This is a genomic window from Rhizobium sp. SVR5-9E, assembly GCF_056755095.1.
This window is the reverse complement of record NZ_JBNDHS010000009.1, coordinates 1-20,895: the sequence shown is the minus strand read 5'-3', so window position 1 is coordinate 20,895 and position 20,895 is coordinate 1. Positions and strand designations below refer to the sequence as shown.

The window sequence follows — 20,895 nt, the reverse complement described above, 5'->3', positions numbered from 1 at the left end:
CCTGTGCTTGTCACAGGAATGAGGGAAGGCGGGGTTGCCTGTCCCCCAAATAGCGAGGGCTGCACTACGCCTTCACCCTCTTCATCTCCGGGTCATAAAGCGGTTTCAACGACACCGTGCACGGCACCCGCTCCCTGGCGACGTCCAGCTCGTAGCTTCCTGCCAGCACGAAATCCGCCGTCACGCCATCGGGATTGCGGATATAGCCGTAGCCGATCGGCTTGCCGACGGTATAGCCGAAGCCGCCGCTGGAGAGCCAGCCGACACGTTTGCCATTGCGATAGGTAGTTTCGCGCCCGAGAAGGACGATCTCGGGATCGTCCGGCACGAGACAGGCGAGCATCTTCTTCACGCCGCCCGTAAGCTGGCGCTCGATCGCCTCGCGGCCACGAAAGGCAACGTTCTTCTTCGTCTTGACGGCCCAGGTAAGTCCCGCTTCGACCGGCGTATGGTCAGGGCCGATATCCGAACCCCAGGCACGATAGCCCTTCTCCAGCCGGCAGCTTTCGATGGCACGATACCCGGCATTGACGAGGCCAAGCCCGCCACCCGCCGCCATCAGCGCATCGTAGACTGTCGTCGCATATTCGACCGGAACATGCAGCTCATAACCGAGTTCGCCGACATAGGTGATGCGCAGTGCCCGTACCGGGCAGCCGGCAATGCCGATCGTTCGGACGCGACCGAAGGGGAAGGCTGCATTCGACACATCGGCCGAGGTCACCTTTTCCAGAACGGCGCGGGCATTCGGCCCCATCAGCGAAAGTACGGAATAGGCCGATGTGACATCGACCAGTTCGGCGTGCATTCCCTCGGGAATATTGCGGGCAATCCAATCGAAGTCGTGGGTCGCAAAGCCCGTACCTGTGACGATGTAATATTCGTTCTCGGCGATACGGGCGACCGTCAGGTCGCATTCGATGCCGCCTTTGTCGTTCAGCATCTGCGTGTAGGTGAGAGTTCCCGCCGGCCTTGCCACGTCGTTGGAGGCGATCCAGGACAGAGCGGCCTCCGCATCCCTGCCCTTCAGCACGAACTTCGCAAATGAAGTTTGGTCAAAAATCACAGCCGCCTCGCGCACCGCCTTGTGCTCGCGGCCGACGGCATCGAACCAGTTCTGACGGCCGTAGGTATAGATATCCTTCGGCTCTTCATTGGCGAAGAGGTCGGCGAACCAGTTCGGCCGCTCCCAGCCGAGCTTCTCGCCGAAGCAGGCGCCCTGCGCCTTCAGCCGATCGTAAAGTGGCGACTTGCGGCTGGGGCGGCCGCTCGAATGCTCCTCGAAGGGCCACGCCATCGTGTAATGCTTGCCATAGGCTTCGAGCGTGCGGGTGCGGACCCAGTCGGTGTCGAAGTGCGGGCGGCCGAAGCGGCGAATATCGACCGGCCAGAGATCGTAGGGAGGCTCGCCCTTTGCCACCCATTCGGCAAGCGCCATCCCGGCGCCCCCGGCCGAGGCTATGCCGAACGCGTTGAACCCGGCGCCGACGAAGAAGTTCTTCAACTCCGGCGCTTCCCCGAGGATGAAATTGCCGTCCGGCGTGAAGCTCTCAGGGCCGTTCAGCAATTGCTTGACGCCGGCGTTCTGCAGACCCGGAACGCGTTCTAGCGCCTGCTCCATGATCTGCTCGAAATGATCGAAATTGCTGTCGAGCAGCGTGTAGTGGAACCCATCAGGAATGCCGTTCACCGCCCACGGGATCGGGTTCGGCTCGTAACCGCCCATGACCAGGCCGCCGACTTCTTCCTTGTAGTAGGTCAGGCGGTCGGGGTCGCGTAGCGTCGGCAGGTTTGAGGGGACGCCGAAGGATTCGGTGATGATGTACTGATGCTCGACGGAAACGAGCGGTACGTTGACGCCGAACCGGGCAGCAAACGCCCGTGTCCACTGCCCGGCACAGACGACGACGCGCTCGCATTCGATGCGGCCGTGCTCGGTGATGACTGCGCGTATCCTGCCTTTGTCGATTTCGAGATCGAGGACTTCGGTATCCTCGAAGATCGATACACCGGACATGCGTGCCCCCTTGGCGAGCGCCTGCGTGATGTCGGAAGGATTGGCCTGGCCGTCGGTCGGCAGATAGGCGGCGCCGATGAGATCATCGATCGTCATCAGCGGCCAGAGCTCGAAGGCTTCCTGCGGGGTGAGCAGCCGCATGTCGAGACCGAAGGATTGGGCGGTCGTCGCCTGCCGTTTCACCTCCGTCCAGCGCTCTGCGTTGCAGGCAAGACGCAGGCCGCCGTTCATCTTCCAGCCGGTGCCGAGGCCGGTCTCATCTTCCAGCTTCTTGTAGAGATCGACAGAGTAGCCGAGCAGCTGGGTTATGTTGGCGCTCGAGCGCAGCTGACCGACGAGGCCCGCGGCATGGAATGTCGTGCCGGAGGTGAGCTTCTTGCGCTCAAGCAGCACCGTGTCCGTCCAGCCGAGCTTGCCAAGGTGATAGGCCGTGGAGCAGCCAATGATGCCGCCGCCGATCACCACGGCTTTCGCCGTCTTGGGTAGTTCCTTCGTCATTCTATCGATCCTGTTCAAATGCCTTGAAAGCGCGCTCGAAGCGGGCGAGGTTTTCGGCGGTATAGGCGGCGTAATCGAAATCGATGGTGGAGTGGATTTCCGAAACCATGCTCCATAGTGTCTCGCGGAGCAGCGATGCGCATTTCATGGCGCTGTAGCGGCGCTCAAGGTCCGGCGTCAGCGGCCGATCGAAATAGGCCTCCAGCATGTCCCGCTCCGCGTCTTCCGAAAGCTCGTTGTTCGACGCCAGGCCACCAAGGTCGAAAAGCGGGGTGTTGAAGCCTGCGTAATCCCAATCGATCAGCCAGAGACGCTTGCCGTCGTCGAGGAAGTTCGCGGCGAGAAGGTCGTTGTGACCGAAGGCGATGTCGAACGGGCCGGCGGCGTGTTCCAGTACCTCTGCCTTTTCTGCGCAACGCCGCAGCATCGGCGCATGGATGCTTCCGGCGGCTTTCAGGTTGGCAACGTAATCGCGAATGACATGGAAGACCCAGAAGATCGTCGCCGGCCCGCGGAAATGACGCGCAACGTCATGATGGCAGGCACGAACCAGCGGCACGACACGCGCGAGCATTCGCGCATCCTGGATATCTTCGGCAGTCAGCGCTCGCGCCTCGATGAAATCGAGAACGAGCACGCCAGGCGCATGATGGATGACTGCAGGCGAAAGGCCGGCCGCATGCGCAGCTTGGCTGGCGGCGAGTTCGTTCTGCCGGCTGATATGATGGATCGGAATGTCGGCGCCAAGCCGCACGACGCGGCGCACCGCCCGATCGGTTACCAGGTAGTTCCGGTTGGTTATGCCGCCGGCAATCGGCGTGATTTCAATCGGCCCTTGCCATATGCCGAGTGCACGAATCCTATCCTCAGGCGTCACGCTTTCCCCCTCGCGGCCGCACCCTCAAAATGATGGGCCAGAGCGGGATCGCCTGTCAAGAAGGCCTCATATCGTGGCGCCGGAGCCGTCGAAGACATGGCAACGGGCGGGGTCGAATGATGCCTTCACGTTGGCGCCGCGTTCGACCTTCTGCTGGCCATCCAGAGCCACCGTCAATTGCTGGTGATCGGGTGTCGTCGTATAGAGCATCGTCGCGCCGCCGAGGTTTTCGACCAGATCGACATTGACGGTCGCCAGCGCAATGCCGCCATCGGTGACGGATAGATGTTCCGGCCGGATGCCGAAGGTAACCTCCTGACCGGCCGACCCCTTCAAGCGGCGCGGCAGGCGGATGGAGCTGCCGCAGACGTTGACCGTCGTGCCGCCATCGCTCACCTGCTCGATCTTCGCCTTCAGGAAGTTCATCTTCGGGCTGCCGATGAAGCCTGCGACGAAGCGATTTGCCGGATTGTTGTAAAGATCAAGCGGCGCCCCGACTTGTTCGATCCGTCCCGAGTTCAGAACCACGATCTTGTCCGCCATGGTCATGGCTTCGACCTGGTCGTGGGTTACGTAGATCATGGTGTTGCCGAGATTGCGATGGAGCCGCGAGATCTCGACGCGCATCTGGACGCGCAGTTCCGCGTCGAGGTTCGACAAGGGTTCGTCGAACAGGAAGATGCGCGGCTCACGTACAATGGCGCGACCGATCGCAACGCGCTGGCGCTGGCCGCCGGACAGTGCCTTCGGTTTCCGTTCGAGAAGCTTCTGGATCTGCAGAATTTCGGCAGCCCGGCGAACTTTCGGCTCTATTTCGGCCTTCTTGTAGCCGGCGGTCTCCAGACCGAAGGCGAGGTTCTTGTAGACCGACATATGCGGATAAAGCGCATAGGACTGGAAGACCATGGCGATGCCACGCTTGGCCGGCGCCACTTCATTCATACGCTCGTTGTCGAGCAGCAGCGCACCGCCGGAGATCTCCTCGAGACCAGCGATCATGCGCAGCAGCGTGGACTTGCCGCAGCCGGAGGGGCCGACGAAAACCGCGAACTCGCCGGGGTCAATTGCAAGATCGATGCCGTGGATGACGTCCACAGCTCCATAGCGCTTCTCGACCTTCTGAAGAACGACACTTGTAGCCATCGTCTAAAAACCCTCCCCTGTTCCTTATCGCGTTCTCGCGCGCCAATCGGCGTATTTCGGGCTTTCAGGACCAATCGGCAGAGCGACATCGGCCCCGCTATCGGACGATTGATAGATCGCAGTGACCAACTCCAGCGCACGGCGCGCATCGCCGCTCGTGACCGGCAGCAGGCCCCTGCCGCTCAGATAATCATGAAACCGCGCCATCTGGGTGTTGAAGCGGGGGGCGACGGAGCGCCAGTCGCCAAGCGCCGCATCGATCCTTGCTTGCACTTCGTCATTGGCGGCAATGATCTGCCAAGGGTCCTTGCCGGGCGAATAGGGCTCGTGGTTGCTCTCGAACGTGACGTTCTCGAAATGCAGCCTCAGCCGGCTGATCTCCTGCTGCGAGCCCAGCGTGCACGAGAGCGAGACGAAGGCGCCGTTCTGCATCAGAAGGCTGACGGAAGCGCAATCCTCCACCTCGATATCATTGACGCGGGTCGCGACGCGACCGAACACCCGGGCGGCGGGACCGGCGAGATGGAAGAGCATGTCGTGCAGGTGGAGCGCATGCGTGACGAGCACGCCGCCGAGCTCCGTCGCCCATTTGCCGCGCCATGGAACGGCATAATACTCCGGCTTGCGCAGCCAGAAGGTCTCGACCGAACCCATATAGAACTTGCCGGCGATTCCTGCGTCGATGATGCGCTTCGCCTTCTCTACGCCGTCGCCGTAACGATACTGGAAGATCGGCATAAGGGTGCCCTTGGCAGCCTTTTCCGCCTTCATGATTTCGTCGACACCGGCAAGCGATCCGGTCAGCGGCTTTTCGCAGACGACGTGCTTGCCGGCACCAAGGGCTGCGACCACCTGTTCAAGATGGATGCCGGGCGGCGTACAGATATCGATGATGTCGATGCTGTCGTCGCTGAGAAGCTCGGCGAAGGAGGTCGTGCGGCGGTCGATGCCGAACTCATCGCCGACGGCCTTCAGGCGCTCTTCGTTCAGGTCACAGATCGCCGCGACCTTGAACTTGTCCGGGTGCGGCAGGTAGCCCTCGACGATGTGAGAGCGCCCGATACCGCAGCCGACGATGGCGACAGTCTTGATACTCATGCAACTTTCCTTATCAGCATCAGCGCTTCATGCCGGTCGTGGCGATACCTTCGATCAGCATGCGCTGGAAGAAGAGGAAGAAGAAGAACACGGGCACGAGCGAAAGCGTCGACATGGCGAACAACCCGCCCCAATCCGATGCACTCGTCGAATCGACGAAGGTTCGAAGGCCCAGCTGGATGGTGTAGGTGTTCATGTCGTTCAGGTAGATCAGCGGGCCGAAGAAGTCGTCCCAGGTCCAGATGAAAGAGAAGATTGCGGCCGTCGCCAGAACCGGCAGCGAAAGCGGCAGCATGATCTTCCAATAGATACGCCAGGCACTGCAGCCGTCCATCATCGCGGCCTCATCGAGTTCGCGCGGGATGCCGCGGAAGAACTGCACCATGAGGAAGATGAAGAAGGCATCGCTCGCCAGAAACTTCGGCACGACCAGCGGCAGGATCGTGTTGACCCAGCCGAGGTTGAGGAAGAGCACGTATTGCGGGATCAGCGTCACGTGATACGGGATCATCAACGTACCGAGCATGATCGCGAACCAGAAATTCCGGCCGGCAAAGCGCAGACGCGCGAAAGCATAAGCCGCCAGCGAGCAGGCAACGACATTGCCGATGACCGTCAGGACCGAAATCACCAGCGAGTTCCAGAAGAACCTGCCGAAGCTGATATCGAGGCCGACCCAGCCGCGAACATAGGACGCGAAATCGATGGACGAGGGGATGATCGACGTCGACGAAAAGATTTCGTTCTCCGGTCGCACCGAAGCGGACACCATCCACAGCAACGGATAGAGCATGAGGAGCGAGGCGGCGATCAGCAATGCATGAACGACGATCGATCCCTGCAGACTACGCTTGTTGACGTCGGATGGCGGCTTGGCCGCGGTTATCGTAGCGGTCATCTCAGTCATCGTAGTGCACCCAGTAACGCGAGGTCAGGAACGAGAAGGCGGTGAAGATCGCTATGATGATCACCAGGATCCACGCAAGTGCCGAGGCATAGCCCATGCGGAAGTTTCCGAAGGCTTCCTGATAGAGGTAGAGCGTGTAGAACAGCGTCGAATTGATCGGGCCGCCGGTGCCGCCGGAGATGATGAAAGCAGGCGTGAAAGCCTTGAAGGCATCGATCGTCTGGACGACTGCGTTGAAGAAAATGACGGGCGTCAGAAGCGGCAGTGTAATCTTGTAGAATTGCCGGAACTTCGAGGCGCCATCGAGGCTCGCAGCCTCATACATATCCTGCGGGATCTGCCGCAGGCCGGCGAGGAAGATGATCATCGGCGAACCGAACTGCCAGACGCTGAGCGCCACCAGCGTATAGATCGAATAGCTCGGGTGCGAAATCCAGCTCGGCCCCTGAATGCCGAATTGCGCGAGGGCCGCGTTGACGAGCCCGTCGCCTGCGAAAAGCTGACGCCAAAGGACGGCAATCGCGACGCTGCCGCCAAGCAGTGACGGGAGATAGAAAATGGCGCGGTAGATCGGCAAACCGCGCACACCGCGGTTCAGCGCCAGCGCGACCATGAGCGCGAAAGTCAGCTTGAAGGGGACGGAAAGCACGACATAAGTCAGCGTAACCGTCATCGCGGCAGCGAATTTCGGATCAGCGGTGGCGATGCGCACGTAGTTCGCAGTGCCCACCCAGCCTGGCGACCTCAACATGTCGAAGTCGGTGAAGGACAGGTAGAGCGAAATCAGGGCAGGTCCGAGCGTCAGCCCGAAGAAGCCGAGAAGCCAAGGCAGCAGGAAGAGATATCCCGGAGCGTTTGCGTTCCACAGCCGCTTGAAGCGACTGTCGGCAACCGCGCCTGAATACCGTTCAACCGTGACTGCCCCTGCGGGCGTCGTGCGCATCGCGTTGCTCATATGGATCAGCCCCGTGCGAGAAGGCGCGTGATTTCGTCCACAAGCTGCTTACCGGCGTCGGCTGGTGTCAGCTGACCAAAGGCCACCTGCTCAGAGATCGTCCGCAGCACGACCTGCCCCTCGCCGGCACCCGAGGGCGGCGGCGGCGGCAGCGGGCCGGCCAGATCGCCAAGACCACCAACATATTCGAGCGGGATTTTACCGCTCGCATCAAGCTTCGTGGCGACGATGTCACGCATCGCCTTGGATTCAGGAATGCCGCGCTCGACGTCGAGCACCAATGCTGCATCCGGGTCCTTCACGAAGAAGTTGACGTAGTCGACGGCCTGATCGATCACCTTCGATTGTGCCGAGACCGAGAAGAACATCGACGGCTTGCGGTAATGCCCGCCCTTCGATTCCTTCGTAATGAGCATGTAGTTGCTCAGCGTCAGCTTGTCCTTGTTCGTTGCCTGATAGCCGACAAACTGGTTGCTATGCGCGTAGTCTGCGGCAGCCTTTCCGATCGTGACCGGGCTGGTATCGATGGTGTCCTTGTAGAGCGCCTGGATATCCGGCGTGACGCAGGCGCCGGCTTCGCGGAACTTGGACCACATATCGAACCATTCGCTCACTTCCTCCGGGCCGAAGGCGATCTTCGAATCCGCCGTATAGAGAGCTTTTCCGCGCTGGCGCAGATAGTTTTCGAGGAGCGGCTCGTTGCCGCTGCCATCGGCGAAGCCGAAGAAACCTTTGCGCTTTCCGGCCTTGGTAATTTCCGCACCGATCTTGCCGAACTCTTCCCACGTCGTCGATTTCGTCGGCAAATCGACGCCGGCCTCCTCAAAAGCCGTCGTGTTCAATACCGTGGCCGCGGAGTTGGCGCCAAGGCTCACGCCATAGAACTTGCCATCGACCTTGCCGCCCTCGATCTGGGCCGGATCGAAATCGTCCAGATTGAGTTTCGAGGGCATATAGGAATCGAGCGGTGCCAGCGCGCCGCGGCGGGCGTATTCAACGATATAACGGTAATCCATCTGGATCACGTCGGGAGCGTTACGGCCAGCGACCTGCGTCGCCAGACGTGGCCAGTAGTCGCTCCAGCCGAGGAACTCGCCGGTGATCGATGTGCCGGCATGCTTTGCTTTATAGAGATCGGACACCTTGTTGGTGCGGTCAGCGCGCGGCTGGGATCCCCACCAGATCAAACGCAGGCGAGCATCCTGCGCAAAGGCACTGGGTCCCAGTGCCGCAAGCGAGAGAAGCGTCGCTCCGCCCGCCATGAAGTTACGTCTACTTACGCTTAAGGTCATCTGTTCCTCCTCCCGAGGGGAGCGCCTCCACACGCTCCTTGCTGGTTTCACTTGCAACAAATAACTAACTGGTTACAAGCTATGGACAAGCATCGGGCCTGTCAAGCGATGATAATTTGGTGAGGTTCTCCTCCCAGGTTTCCGCTTTTACAATCTTGCACCGAAGCTTTATGAGCACAACAGAATGTCTGGGGAGATAAGCCGATGGACAGTACCGGCGAGAGTGGAGGAAAGAAAAAAGTCAAGCGCGCTCCCAGCGAGCGTGTGCTGCAGCGCGACCCCGAGCGGACCCGCAGTGCAATCCTGGAAGCGGCCACGCGCGAATTTGCCGAAAACGGCATGGGCGGGGCGCGCGTCGATGCCATTGCTGAACGAGCCGGGACCAACAAGCGCATGCTCTATCACTATTTCGGCGACAAGGAGCAGCTTTATCTGCACGTGCTGGAGGAGGCCTATGTCAATATCCGCACGGCAGAGCGCGCGCTGCATATCGGTGACCGCAGCCCAGAAGAGGGGATTGGCGAACTCGCCCTCTTCACTTGGCGCTACTTTCTCGAGCATCCGGAATTCCTCAGCCTGCTCGGCACCGAAAACCTGCATCGTGCTCGCTGGCTTCGCCAGTCCGTTCGTCTCAAGGAATTACATTCGCATCTGATCGGTGAACTTTCTGACGTTCTCGACCGCGGCAAGAAGGAAGGCGTCTTCGCCGAGAATGCCGACCCCCTTCACGTCTACCTGACCATTGCCTCGCTTGGCTATTTCTACCTTTCGAACCAATACACGCTTTCGACGATCTTTGGCCGCGACCTGATCGATCCTGCCCAGCTCGACAGCTGGGAAAAGCATATCGTCCACGTGACGCTCGCCTCCATCAAGCGCTGAAAAGCCAAAAAGAGATTTGGCTATTGACAGCCCCGCTCTCGATCTGTCATCAAGTAACTGTTTAGTTACTGGCTTGGGGGGGCCGGGCGACGCCCACTCCCGCCGCTCGATAAACTGACAGGGAGGAACAAGATGGCGCGTCTCGGGATCATTTTGCACGGCGTTACGGGCCGTATGGGCTACAATCAGCATCTGGTGCGATCGATCCTTGCGATCCGCGACCAGGGCGGCCTATTCCTGAAATCCGGCGAGCGGCTGGAGATCGATCCGATCATTGTCGGCCGCAACCGCGACAAGATGGAAGAGCTGGCGAAGAAGCACAACATCAAGCGCTGGTCGACCGATCTGGACGCGGCGCTCGCCAATGCGGACGATCAGATATTCTTCGACGCCGGCACGACGCTGATGCGCGCCGAGCTGCTTTCCAAGGCGCTCGACGCCGGCAAGCATGTCTATTGCGAAAAGCCGATCTCCGACGACCTGGAGGTCGCAATCAAACTTGCGAGGAAAGCGCGCGCCTCCGGCCTCAAGCACGGCGTCGTACAGGACAAGCTGTTTCTTCCCGGCCTTCGCAAACTGGCGCTGCTGCGCGATTCCGGCTTCTTCGGCAAGATCCTCTCGGTGCGCGGCGAGTTCGGTTATTGGGTATTCGAAGGCGACTGGGGGGTTCCGGCGCAGCGCCCGTCCTGGAATTACCGCAAGGGCGATGGCGGCGGTATCATCCTCGATATGCTCTGCCACTGGCGCTATGTGCTCGACAATCTCTTCGGCGAGGTCAAAGCCGTCTCCTGCCTCGGCGCCACACATATCCCCCGCCGTGTCGACGAACAGGGCAAGACTTATGACTGCGATACGGACGATGCGGCCTATGCAACCTTCGAGCTTGACGGCGGCGTGATCGCTCAAATCAATTCGTCCTGGGCGGTGCGCGTACGCCGCGACGATCTCGTGACTTTCCAGGTGGACGGCACCCATGGTTCTGCCGTCGCAGGCCTGACGAGTTGCTGGGCGCAGCACCGGGTCAACACGCCGAAGCCGGTGTGGAATCCTGACCAGCCGCAAACGATCGACTTCTACAAGACCTGGGACGAGGTGCCGGATACGCAGGTGTTCGACAACGGCTTCAAGGTGCAATGGGAAATGTTCCTGCGCCATGTCGCCGAGGACGCACCGTGGCCTTACGGCTTGGAAGCAGGTGCCAAAGGCGTGCAACTTGCGGAACTGGGCTTGAAATCCTGGGCCGAGCGCCGCTGGCTCGACGTCCCGACATTGGAGTTCTGATATGCAAACGCTCAATCTTCCCCTCGATGGCAAGATCGCGCCCTATACGCTGAGCGGCACGCCGATCGAACTCAAGAAGCGCGACGCCAAGGACTTTCCGCGCGTGGTCTTTGCCGCGGCCCACGTTGTCGCCGACCCGCTGGCGGACAATGATCCATGGCTGACGCCGGCGATCGACTGGGAGCGTACGCTTGCCTTTCGCCACCGCCTCTGGGATCTCGGCCTCGGCGTTGCCGAAGCAATGGATACCGCACAGCGCGGCATGGGCCTTGGCTGGCCGGAAGCCCGCGATCTCATCCGCCGTGCGCTGGCCGAGGCTCGCACCCGCAAGGATGCGCTGATCGCCTGCGGCGCTGGAACGGACCATCTGACACCCGGCCCGGATGTCACGATCGATGCGATCATCAAGGCATACGAGGAGCAAATTGAAGCCGTCGAGGCGGAGGGTGGGCGCATCATCCTGATGGCAAGCCGTGCGCTTGCCGCCGCCGCCAAGGGGCCCGACGACTATATCCGCGTCTATGATCGCATCTTGCGGCAGGTCAAGGAGCCGGTCATCATCCATTGGCTCGGCGAAATGTTCGACCCGGCGCTCGAAGGCTATTGGGGCAGTCCCGACCACATCAAGGCGATGTCGACCTGCCTGCAGGTGATCGAGGCCAATGCCGCGAAGGTAGACGGCATCAAGGTGTCGCTCCTTTCCAAGGAAAAGGAAGTGACGATGCGCCGCCAGTTGCCGAAGGGCGTGCGCATGTATACCGGCGACGACTTCAACTACGCGGAACTCATCGCCGGCGATGAGCAGGGTCATTCTGATGCGCTGCTCGGCATCTTCGACGCGATCGCTCCTGCCGCTTCCGCGGCCATGGAAGCGCTCGGCCGCGACAGCAACCGCGAATTCTTCGACCTGCTCGATCCGACGGTTCCGCTTTCGCGCCACATTTTCAAAGCGCCGACACGCTTCTACAAGACCGGCGTCGTGTTCCTCGCTTATCTCAACGGCCTACAGGACCATTTCACGATGATCGGCGGGCAAGAGAGCGCTCGCTCGCTGACCCATCTGGCGGAACTCTTCCGCCTGGCCGACCAGGCACGCGTTCTTGCCGATCCCGATATGGCGATCAGCCGGATGAAGCGGGTGCTCGAAGTCCACGGCGTTCACTGACATCATCGCGTGCGGGAGAAGCTAATGCAGGTCGAGGGACTTTCGATCAATCTTGCGACAATCCGGGAACAGTGCGGCTTTGCGGAGGCAGTGGATATCTGCCTCAAGCATGGCATCACGCAAATTGCGCCCTGGCGGGATCAGGTCGCGAAAGTAGGGCTCGAAGAGGCCGTCCGCATTGTTCGATCCAACGGATTGAAGCTTACCGGCCTTTGCCGCGGCGGCTTCTTTCCGGCCACCGATCGGGCGGGCTGGGAAAAGAACCTCAACGATAACAGGCGTGCGATCGACGAAGCCGCCGCACTCGGCGCCGATTGCCTGGTGCTCGTCGTCGGGGGGCTGCCGGGCAGTTCCAAGGATATTGCCGCAGCACGGCAGATGGTGTCCGACGGCATTGCCGCGGTCCTGCCGCACGCAAAGTCGGCGGGCGTGCCGCTGGCAATCGAGCCGCTGCATCCGATGTATGCCGCAGATCGGGCCTGCGTGAACACACTCGGCCAGGCGCTCGATATCTGCGAGCAGCTCGGCGAAGACGTTGGCGTTGCGATCGACGTCTATCACGTCTGGTGGGATCCGGACCTCGCCGAGCAAATCGCCCGTGCCGGACGCATGAAACGTATCTTCGCCCACCACATCTGCGACTGGCTCGTTCCGACAAAGGACATGCTGACCGATCGCGGCATGATGGGCGACGGCGTGATCGATTTGAAAGGCATCCGGCGCATGATCGAGGAGGCAGGCTTCCTCGGCGCTCAAGAGGTCGAAATCTTTTCGGCGGACAACTGGTGGAAGCGCCCGGCAGACGAGGTCATCGCCACCTGCGTCGAGCGGTATCATAGCTGCTGCCAGGCTTAATTGGATATATTCGTTTCAGCACGTATGAAGGAGGATCATTCGATGGAGAAACGCCGCTTTGCACTGATCGGAACCGGCAACCGCGGAACCACCATGTGGGGGAAGGAACTGCTCGCCGGCTGGCGCGAGCATGTGGATCTCGTCGCCATCGTCGAGAAGAACTCGCTACGCGGAGAACGGGCGCGCACGATGATCGGCAGCAATGCGCCGATCTATGACGACATCGACGCGATGCTGAAGGAGGTGAAACCTGACCTTATCATCGTCTGCACGCCGGACCATACCCATGACGCGATCGTCGTGCGGGCGCTCGAGGCGGGAATCGACGTCATCACCGAAAAGCCGATGACCACCGCAGTGGACAAAATCCGCCGGATCATCGATGCCGAGAAACGCACCGGAAGGCGCGTCGACGTATCCTTCAACTACCGCTATGCGCCGACCGCAGCCAAAATCAAGGAGCTGCTCAATTCCGGAGAGATCGGCCGCGTCACCTCGGTCGATTTCCACTGGTACCTGAACACCAAGCATGGCGCGGATTATTTCCGGCGCTGGCACGCCTATACTGAAAAGTCCGGCAGCCTGTTCGTTCACAAGGCCACCCACCATTTTGATCTGCTGAACTGGTACCTCGACAGCGATCCGGAAGCGGTGACATCGTTTGCCGACCTGCAGAATTACGGCCGCAAGGGTCCCTTCCGCGGTCCGCGCTGCAAGCTCTGTCCGCACACGCATGAATGCGACTACTATTTCGATCTCGGTGCCGATCCCTTCCTCGACCCGCTCTACGAGGATCCTTCGAGGATCGACGGCTACTTCCGCGACGGCTGCGTCTTCCGCGAGGATATTGACATTCCGGACACGATGGTCGTCAGCATCCGCTACCGCAACAACGTCCACGTCTCCTATTCGCTCAACACCTTTCAGCCGATCGAGGGGCACCATCTGGCGTTCAACGGCACCAGGGGGCGGATTGAAATCCGTCAGTACGAGTCACAGCCGTGGGAAGTCCCTAAGGAGGATGAGATCTTGCTCATCCGCAATTTCCCGAAAGGAAAGGATGCGGTCGAGCGAATTCGTGTGCCCTATTCCTCCGGCGGCCATTTCGGCGGCGACGACCGACTGCGCAACATGATCTTCAAACCCGGCATGGAGGACCGCCTGCAACAGCGGGCGGGAACGCGTGCGGGTGCGATGTCGGTGCTTTGCGGTCTTGCAGCATTGGAGAGTTCGCGCACGGGCAAGGTCGTCAAGCTTGCCGACCTGATGCCTGAACTCGCCAATGACGGCTCGCCGAACTCCCGGAAAGCCGAATAGCCTCAGGCGATCTTTCCGAGATCCGCTAGGGTGATGCCGTAAAGAAGCGGCTCGCCCTTCAGGAAACGTTCGATCTCATCGACGGCCATTTCTCCGAGGCGCGCGCGCTCCAGCCCGACGGCGCCGGCGATATGAGGCGTCAGGAAGACATTCGGCAGATCGTAAAACGCCGACGAGGGTCCGGGGATTTCGGGATCTGTTACGTCGATGATGGCGTCGATTCGGCCCGTCGAGAGCGTTGCCAGGAGCGCGGCCTCATCGATGATTGCGCCGCGTGACGTATTGATGAGCGTGGCGCCGTCCTTCATCAGAGCAAGCTTCGTCGCGTCGATCATATGCCGGGTGGACGGCAGGGACGGCGCGTGAAGCGAAACGATGTCCGAAACCTTCATGAGAGTGTCGAGATCGACCCTTTCGGTTCCAAGCTCCATGGCTTCAGTCGCACTGATCGTGGGGTCGGAAAGGACGAGCCTGTAGTCGAAGGGCTTCAGCAACTCAATGACACGTCGGCCGATGCGCGATGCGCCGATGATGCCGACCGTGCGCCGGTAGTTACCGATTGGCAGGCGCTGCATGGGATATGTGCGGTCGCGATTGCGGTCCGCGACATAGAGATCGCGAAAGCGGAAAACCTGTTTGCCGGCAAAGAGAATGGCGGCGAGGGTGAACTCCGCGACCGGGACGGCATTGGCCTCCGCCGCATGGCTGACGGCGATCCCGGCCCTGAAAATCTCCTCGCCGATGATCCCTTTGACGGTGCCGGCCGCATGGGCGACGATCTTCAGGCCCTTCGCCGCCGCAAGCACGTCGCTGCCCACCTGCGGGGCGCCCCAACCGGTGATCAGAATTTCCGTCTCGGAAAGCACGCGCCGGGCACGCTCGTCTGTAAAATTCTGCAGCGGATCGCGATCGAGTACGCGGCCAAGGCGTTCCAGGCGCTGAAGCGAGTCATCCGCGAGGACGTGCTCCGTCCGGGCCGGATGCATGGCGAATGCGATACCGGGGCGGCTCATGGCATCTGCCCCGGCGCTTCGATGGCGCTGACGGTGATGCCGTGCTTTCTAACGTGCTCCTCAAGGGCTGCGATGTCCGGCGCGGCCGGCCGTTTCGCCCAGATGCCGGAAACAGCTTGCGGATCGTTGAACGCGAGCACGGCCGTAACCAGCACGGTTTCGCCGGCGGGGGTTTCGCCGCGCAACTGCGGAACCAATGTCTTGGCAACGATCAGGTTGGTATTCGGCAAGGCTTTCTGCGCGAGCCCCATCCGCTTTACGGTCGAGCCGAGATCGGCGATGCCGGAAAAATCAGCCTCGCCGATGACATGCGCGGCACCTGCCTCCGCCGAGAGCGTGTCGAGGTCGAAATCCCGCTTGGCGATCGCAAAGCCGCCTTCGGCCGTCTGCAGCGGCCTTGGCGTGTTGATCCTGTGCACACGGATATGCCAGGGTGCGGCGGGCACAAGCCAGGTTTCGACCGTGACATCCTTGAACGGCGACCATTTCGCATAAAGCATATCGCCTGCAATTTTGGCTGCCGTATTGGTCTCGCGAACACGGTAGTGCAATCCGTCGTCACTGAAGGCCAGGGCGGAATCGAAGGCGCCACCGGCGAAACTGCGCTCGTCGGCTTCGACACTGAAACCGTAGCGCGCCGAGTATGCGAATTTTACGTATTTTTCCGTGCCAAAACGCATCTGGAGATTTTCCTGGCCGGAGGAAAGCGCCACGACATCGCTGCCGGCGCGCATGATGACCATGCCCGGGTGGCGCTGCGGCGAAGTGACGGGCCCTGGTTCCGGCACCTTCTCCTTCGCCGTCCAGAACGGGTGATCGGCAGGGATCGCCAGCGGCAGGAAAGCCTTGAAAGCCCAATAGGGTGAGCCGGCCGAATTATAGCTCTCCGACATCAGAAGATTGGGATAGCCGAAACCGATCGACAGGACGCCATCGCGGTTCGCGATCGGCTTGTCCCTCCACCAGCGGAGGTGTTGGAGGCAGAGGTGCTTGACCTCGCCCCAAGGCAGGGCTTCCAGATCGGCGAAAGCGAGCGCCGACCAGAAGCCCGCGCAGGCGAAGCGGTATGTCAAACTCCGGCCGAAGGGAATTGTCGCGCCATCGGCTGTAAACCAGTTCTTGAAGTCCTTTGCGAAGAGCACGGCCCGTTCGCGATAGCGCTTGGCATAATCGTCCTCGACGAGCTTTGAATAGATCAGGCCGTAAAAGTGCATCGCGAAGGGAATGTAGTGATCGACGCGGCGTACATTGCCGTCGCGATACCAGCCATCCCCGATGTAGAAGCCTTCCAGTTCCTCCAGATACTGCCTGGTAAGGCTGCGGTCGAAGTAAGCGCCCAAGCGTTCAAGCGCGATGTCGACAAGGATGCGAAAGAATTTCCAATTGTTATCGGCATAATCGAACTGACGTGCATGCTTGAGATAGGCGACGACATTGTTTCGGGCACGCGCATCGAGCGGTTCCCAGATTTTTTCCGGAACGAGCGCAAGCGCAAAACCAAGTGCGGCAAGTTCCACCATGCGCTGGTCACGGCCATTGACCGTACCCCAATATTCTGGGTGTTCCGGATCGGCGCCATTGGCGAGGCCTTCGGCGAAGCGGCTCCAATGCTCGAACCGGCTGTTTCCCGCACCAAGCGGAGCAAGGCCCCACAAAGGGCGGGCGAAACCTTCCAGATCGGCCGCGGCACGATCGAAATGCGCAGCAGCGCCATCGAGCCGCACGCGGGCATTGCCCTTGGAGAAAAAAGGAAGCAGCGGATTGAAGAGATCGAGGAGCGCTCGGCTCATGTCGTCGCGTGTTTCAAGCGGATTGCCTGCAAGCGGATTGGCGCTGGCCGGATCATAGGTCATCTGAATCACTCACGAGGTTGCGGCTTCAGGCACGGTGCCCCCGGCAACCGGGATCACCGCGTGGCATATGTGACGGGCAGGTGCCGCCCGGTCGCGGAAACGGGACATCATCAGGCCCACCGCCTCGCGCCCCAGGGCCGCGCGATCGACGCGCATGGTGGCGAGAGGAGGCTTTGTCATCAAAGCGCAGGGCAGATCGTCGAAACCAACGATCGCGAAGTCTTCCGGCACGCGAAGGCCGGCTTCCGTAACCGCTTCCAGCACGCCGACGGCAATGAAGTCGTTCATGCAGAAGGCAGCCGTAAAGCCGGCGTCCTCCGCGAGGATCGCCGCCATCAGTTCATGCGCCTCACGGCTGGCGCTGCCATGAAAGGTCATCGGCACAAGCCGCCCTTCAGCGCCCTGAACTGAAGCGACCGCTGCCTCGAAACCACGTACACGCTCCCGGATCGTATTGCGGTGCGAGCCGGTGAGATGCAGGATGCGCCGGTGGCCGGCCCTGAGTAACCGCTCGGCACCCTGGTAGGCGCCGAAAAAATTCGACGGTGAAACGCCATCGAGGCGAAGCATCGGATCCGTGCCGTTGACGAGGACGGCCGGAACCTTCTCGGTGTCGATCCAGTCGCGCAGGGCTTCGTTCGGGTCGATGCCGACCAGGAAAAGTCCCTCAGCGCGTGCCGAGGTCAGATAATCGTGAACCACCTCGGGGCCTGCCCGGTCTTCCCGGACGAGACGAATCTCGAAAGGCATTCCGTTTTCGGCCGCACCCGCCCTGAGACCCTCCACGATGGACTCGTAGAAAACGCTGAGCCCGCCTGTGACGCCGTCGCTGGCGATCAGAGCAAGGCCGCCCGGAAGTGGGTCTGCCGCGGATTTCACCTGGTACCCGTGCTCGGCGGCCACACGCAGAATGTGCTCGCGCACGCTGTCGCTGATGCCCGGCTCGTTGGCAAGCACGCGCGAAACCGTCGAGATGGAGACACCGGCTGAGGCTGCAATATCGGCCTGGCGAGGCCGGCTGGGTCGAATTCTGCTCATGCGGCAAGTCTATGCAAATCGTGCAAATTTGCAAGTAAAAGATATTTTATTGCAAACCATATTTTTTTGCGTACTCTGTCGCATGACATGTCCGAGGATCGTTGGAGGACGGCACGGGCAGGCGACAAAGGAGGATCATCATGCAGATCAATCGACGTTCATTTCTGATGGGGTCGGCCGGCGCAGCTGCTGGCCTCGCCTTCGGCGCCGGCGGCGCTGCCCCGGCCTTTGCCGAAGATGTGGCGTTGCGCGCAATGTGGTGGGGTTCGAACGATCGCGCCAAGCGCACGCTCGATGTTACAAAGCTTTATCAGTCAAAGACGCCGGGCGTGACGATCGTCGGCGAGTCGCTCAGCGGCGATGGCTACTGGACGAAGCTTGCGACACAGATGGCCGGCCGCGCGATCGCCGATGTGTTCCAGCTCGAGCCGAGCACCATCTCTGACTATTCCAAACGCGGCGCATGCCTGCCCCTTGACGAGTTCATACCCGTGACGCTCAAGGTCGATGCCTTCGGCAAGGACATGCTGAAGCTGACGACCGTTGATGACAAGATCTATGGCATCGGCCTGGGCCTCAACTCTTTTGCGCTGTTTTTCGACCAGACGGCCTTCGAGAAGGCGGGGCTTGCGTTGCCGACGCCTGACCTCACCTGGGACGAATATGCCAAGCTTGCCGTCGAGCTTACAAAGGCTGCCGGCAAGGACAATTATTCGGGCGGCCCCTACGGCGCCCGCTATACCTATGTCTTCGATGCCTGGCTTCGCCAGCGAGGCAAGAGCCTTTATGCCAACGGCACCCTCGGCTTCGATGTCGCGGATGCCAAGGAGTGGTACAGCTTCTGGGAAGACCTGCGCAAGAAGGGCGGCACAGTGGCGGCCGACGTGCAGACCCTCGACCAGAACACCATCGACACCAACTGCCTGGCGCTTGGCAAATCCGCCATGGGCATGGCCTACTCGAACCAGCTCGTCGGATATCAGCTGATCTCGAAGAACAAGCTGGCAATTACGTTGCTGCCGCGGGAAAAGAAGGGCGGGCCTTCCGGACACTATTATCGTCCCGCCCTCATCTGGAGCGTCGGCGCGACGACGAAGAACGGCGAAGCGGCCGCGAAATTCATCGACTTCTTTGTCAACGACGTCGACGCCGGCAAGATCCTCGGCGTCGAACGCGGCGTGCCGATGTCTCCCACGGTCCGCGAGGCGATCCTGCCGAACCTCAATCCGAGCGAGCGGGCCACTGTCGATTATGTCAACCTGCTCAAGGATCAGGTCGGGGACTACCCGGCGCCCGCGCCCCTCGGCTCGACGGAATTCGACCAGCGCCTGTTCCGGCCGCTCGCCGATGAACTCGCTTTCGAACGGACGACGCCCGCCGATGCCGCGGCACGGCTTGTTGAGGAAGGCAAGGCAAAGATCAGGAGCTGAATGAGATTTCGCTTCTGGAAGCGCCGCTTGGATAGCTGGATTCGGCCCGCCATCGGCGGGACGCGTCAAGTCGACCGCGTCCTGCCGATGGAGCTCGATGTCATTCGAAGGGTAGTGGCCGGCGAAACGCCTGATGCGCCGTTGACCGTGACCTGGAACGCAAAAGCCCGCCGGTTAGGCGGGCTTTTTGGCTATGATCGTTGTGGTTGGTTACTGTTGCCGGATTTGAGCCTGCGGCCTTCAGGTTATGGTGGGCTTTGCGAACGACGAGCTACCATCACCAGCGAAGATGAAGCCTTCGCGCCGGCGATAGCCGGGTCCTGCGGTATTTCGGGATTGGGAAGATTTGGTTGCGGGGGCAGGATTTGAACCTGCGGCCTTCAGGTTATGAGCCTGACGAGCTACCGGGCTGCTCCACCCCGCGCCATCTAGGTAAGCCGCTGCGCGGCTTATCCGGTTTGCGTAAATCCCTTCGGGATTTATCGCGATAGCGTCACCGCTTTAGCGGTGATGCCACTGCCTGAGCAAATTGCCGAAGGCGATTTGTCTCATGTAAGGGGCGCACAGGCAGATAACCCGTGCCGTGCCCCAGCATTTCGCATTTCATTCTGTATATAGGGCCCTAAAGCAGAAAGGACCGCTTTTGGGCGGCCCTTTTTGATCGGCTTGGGCCGTTTTCGTGATGAGAAGATTTTTTGTTGCGTTTTGCAGACCTGGCAGCGACCTACTCTCCCGCGTCTTGAGACGAAGTACCATGGGCGCTGGGGCGTTTCACGGCCGTGTTCGGAAAGGGAACGGGTGCAGCCACCCCGCCATAACCACCAGGTCAGCGAAGCGCAACGAATTGAGAAGCTGGTGCAGTTTTCACTGCGTTTTTAGTCTTGAACACGTCTTGGCGCACCAACCGGACGAACACTGCGGGATAAGCGCTGGGCGCTTACCCTGGGTTCGCCGGGGCCGTCGCAAAGGCTTTCGCCTTCGCTCTGTCAGGACAAGCGCTTCGCGCTTGCCTTGAGATGAGCATGGTCAATGAGAACGATCAAGCCAATCGAGCTATTAGTACCGGTAAGCTTCATGCATTGCTGCACTTCCACACCCGGCCTATCAACGTGGTCGTCTTCCACGGCCCTGATAGGGAACACTCGTTTTCAGGTGGGTTTCCCGCTTAGATGCCTTCAGCGGTTATCCCTTCCATATGTAGCTACCCTGCTATGCCCTTGGCAGGACAACAGGTCCACCAGAGATATGTCCATCCCGGTCCTCTCGTACTAGGG

At 60.7% G+C, this 20,895-nt stretch carries 17 protein-coding genes, 1 tRNA gene and 2 rRNA genes; 7 read left to right on the top strand and 13 right to left on the bottom strand.

What is annotated here, in order from left to right:
- Positions 1-64: 64 nt before the first annotated feature.
- The 7 genes from ACPYOJ_RS07150 to ACPYOJ_RS07120 form a co-directional block, all read right to left on the bottom strand.
- The gene (locus ACPYOJ_RS07150; RefSeq protein WP_481415626.1) at positions 65-2,515 is read right to left on the bottom strand and encodes a GcvT family protein; all 2,451 of its coding nucleotides are present in this window, start codon (positions 2,513-2,515) and stop codon (positions 65-67) included.
- Between the two features lies 1 nt (position 2,516).
- Entirely contained in the window at positions 2,517-3,392 is an 876-nt protein-coding gene (locus ACPYOJ_RS07145) for a phosphotransferase (protein WP_481415625.1), read from the bottom strand.
- 66 nt (positions 3,393-3,458) lie between these two features.
- Positions 3,459-4,535 (bottom strand): ABC transporter ATP-binding protein, encoded by a 1,077-nt coding sequence (locus ACPYOJ_RS07140; protein WP_481415624.1) that lies wholly within the window; start codon positions 4,533-4,535, stop codon positions 3,459-3,461.
- A gap of 24 nt (positions 4,536-4,559) precedes the next feature.
- Positions 4,560-5,633, bottom strand: coding sequence for a Gfo/Idh/MocA family protein (locus ACPYOJ_RS07135; protein ID WP_481415623.1), 1,074 nt, complete (start codon positions 5,631-5,633; stop codon positions 4,560-4,562).
- 19 nt (positions 5,634-5,652) lie between these two features.
- Positions 5,653-6,540 carry a carbohydrate ABC transporter permease gene (locus ACPYOJ_RS07130; RefSeq protein ID WP_168827818.1) on the bottom strand — a complete coding sequence of 296 codons (888 nt, stop codon included), beginning with the start codon at positions 6,538-6,540 and terminating at the stop codon, positions 5,653-5,655.
- Positions 6,533-7,495, bottom strand: coding sequence for a carbohydrate ABC transporter permease (locus ACPYOJ_RS07125; RefSeq protein WP_168827817.1), 963 nt, complete (start codon positions 7,493-7,495; stop codon positions 6,533-6,535). The genes ACPYOJ_RS07130 and ACPYOJ_RS07125 overlap by 8 nt, the downstream gene beginning before the upstream one ends.
- Positions 7,496-7,500: 5 nt before the next feature.
- The gene (locus tag ACPYOJ_RS07120; protein ID WP_481415622.1) at positions 7,501-8,787 is read right to left on the bottom strand and encodes an ABC transporter substrate-binding protein; all 1,287 of its coding nucleotides are present in this window, start codon (positions 8,785-8,787) and stop codon (positions 7,501-7,503) included.
- A 204-nt stretch (positions 8,788-8,991) separates the two neighbouring features.
- Between ACPYOJ_RS07120 and ACPYOJ_RS07115 the strand changes: the two genes are divergently transcribed.
- From ACPYOJ_RS07115 to ACPYOJ_RS07095, 5 genes are all read left to right on the top strand, one after another.
- Positions 8,992-9,669, top strand: a complete 678-nt coding sequence (locus ACPYOJ_RS07115; RefSeq protein WP_481415621.1) for a TetR/AcrR family transcriptional regulator — start codon at positions 8,992-8,994, stop codon at positions 9,667-9,669.
- A 132-nt stretch (positions 9,670-9,801) separates the two neighbouring features.
- A complete protein-coding gene (locus tag ACPYOJ_RS07110; protein ID WP_481415620.1) occupies positions 9,802-10,950 on the top strand; it encodes a Gfo/Idh/MocA family protein in 1,149 nt (382 codons plus the stop codon).
- A 1-nt stretch (position 10,951) separates the two neighbouring features.
- On the top strand, positions 10,952-12,115 hold the full coding sequence (locus ACPYOJ_RS07105; RefSeq protein ID WP_481415619.1) for a dihydrodipicolinate synthase family protein: 1,164 nt from the start codon (positions 10,952-10,954) through the stop codon (positions 12,113-12,115).
- Between the two features lie 24 nt (positions 12,116-12,139).
- Entirely contained in the window at positions 12,140-12,970 is an 831-nt protein-coding gene (locus ACPYOJ_RS07100; RefSeq protein WP_481415618.1) for a sugar phosphate isomerase/epimerase family protein, read from the top strand.
- 42 nt (positions 12,971-13,012) lie between these two features.
- Positions 13,013-14,287 carry a Gfo/Idh/MocA family protein gene (locus tag ACPYOJ_RS07095; protein ID WP_481415617.1) on the top strand — a complete coding sequence of 425 codons (1,275 nt, stop codon included), beginning with the start codon at positions 13,013-13,015 and terminating at the stop codon, positions 14,285-14,287.
- 2 nt (positions 14,288-14,289) lie between these two features.
- On the opposite strand, the gene ACPYOJ_RS07090 is transcribed toward ACPYOJ_RS07095, so the two are convergent.
- The 3 genes from ACPYOJ_RS07090 to ACPYOJ_RS07080 are packed head-to-tail and all read right to left on the bottom strand — an operon-like array spanning position 14,290 to position 18,191.
- Positions 14,290-15,300, bottom strand: a complete 1,011-nt coding sequence (locus tag ACPYOJ_RS07090; RefSeq protein ID WP_481415616.1) for a hydroxyacid dehydrogenase — start codon at positions 15,298-15,300, stop codon at positions 14,290-14,292.
- Positions 15,297-17,153 (bottom strand): DUF2264 domain-containing protein, encoded by a 1,857-nt coding sequence (locus ACPYOJ_RS07085; protein WP_481415615.1) that lies wholly within the window; start codon positions 17,151-17,153, stop codon positions 15,297-15,299. The genes ACPYOJ_RS07090 and ACPYOJ_RS07085 overlap by 4 nt, the downstream gene beginning before the upstream one ends.
- Before the next feature lie 9 nt (positions 17,154-17,162).
- Positions 17,163-18,191 carry a LacI family DNA-binding transcriptional regulator gene (locus ACPYOJ_RS07080; protein WP_481415614.1) on the bottom strand — a complete coding sequence of 343 codons (1,029 nt, stop codon included), beginning with the start codon at positions 18,189-18,191 and terminating at the stop codon, positions 17,163-17,165.
- A 140-nt stretch (positions 18,192-18,331) separates the two neighbouring features.
- On the opposite strand from ACPYOJ_RS07080, the gene ACPYOJ_RS07075 reads away from it, so the two are divergent.
- Both ACPYOJ_RS07075 and ACPYOJ_RS07070 read left to right on the top strand, forming a co-directional pair.
- Positions 18,332-19,621 (top strand): ABC transporter substrate-binding protein, encoded by a 1,290-nt coding sequence (locus tag ACPYOJ_RS07075; protein ID WP_481415613.1) that lies wholly within the window; start codon positions 18,332-18,334, stop codon positions 19,619-19,621.
- Positions 19,622-19,990: a hypothetical protein gene (locus ACPYOJ_RS07070; RefSeq protein WP_481415612.1), complete on the top strand. Its 369-nt coding sequence runs from the start codon at positions 19,622-19,624 to the stop codon at positions 19,988-19,990.
- Here the strand turns inward: ACPYOJ_RS07070 and ACPYOJ_RS07065 are convergent.
- From ACPYOJ_RS07065 to ACPYOJ_RS07055, 3 genes are all read right to left on the bottom strand, one after another.
- Positions 19,969-20,045, bottom strand: a tRNA-Met gene (locus tag ACPYOJ_RS07065). The genes ACPYOJ_RS07070 and ACPYOJ_RS07065 overlap by 22 nt on opposite strands.
- A gap of 287 nt (positions 20,046-20,332) precedes the next feature.
- Positions 20,333-20,447, bottom strand: a 5S ribosomal RNA gene (gene rrf / locus ACPYOJ_RS07060).
- A 209-nt stretch (positions 20,448-20,656) separates the two neighbouring features.
- Positions 20,657-20,895 (bottom strand): 23S ribosomal RNA (locus ACPYOJ_RS07055); the annotation flags it as partial.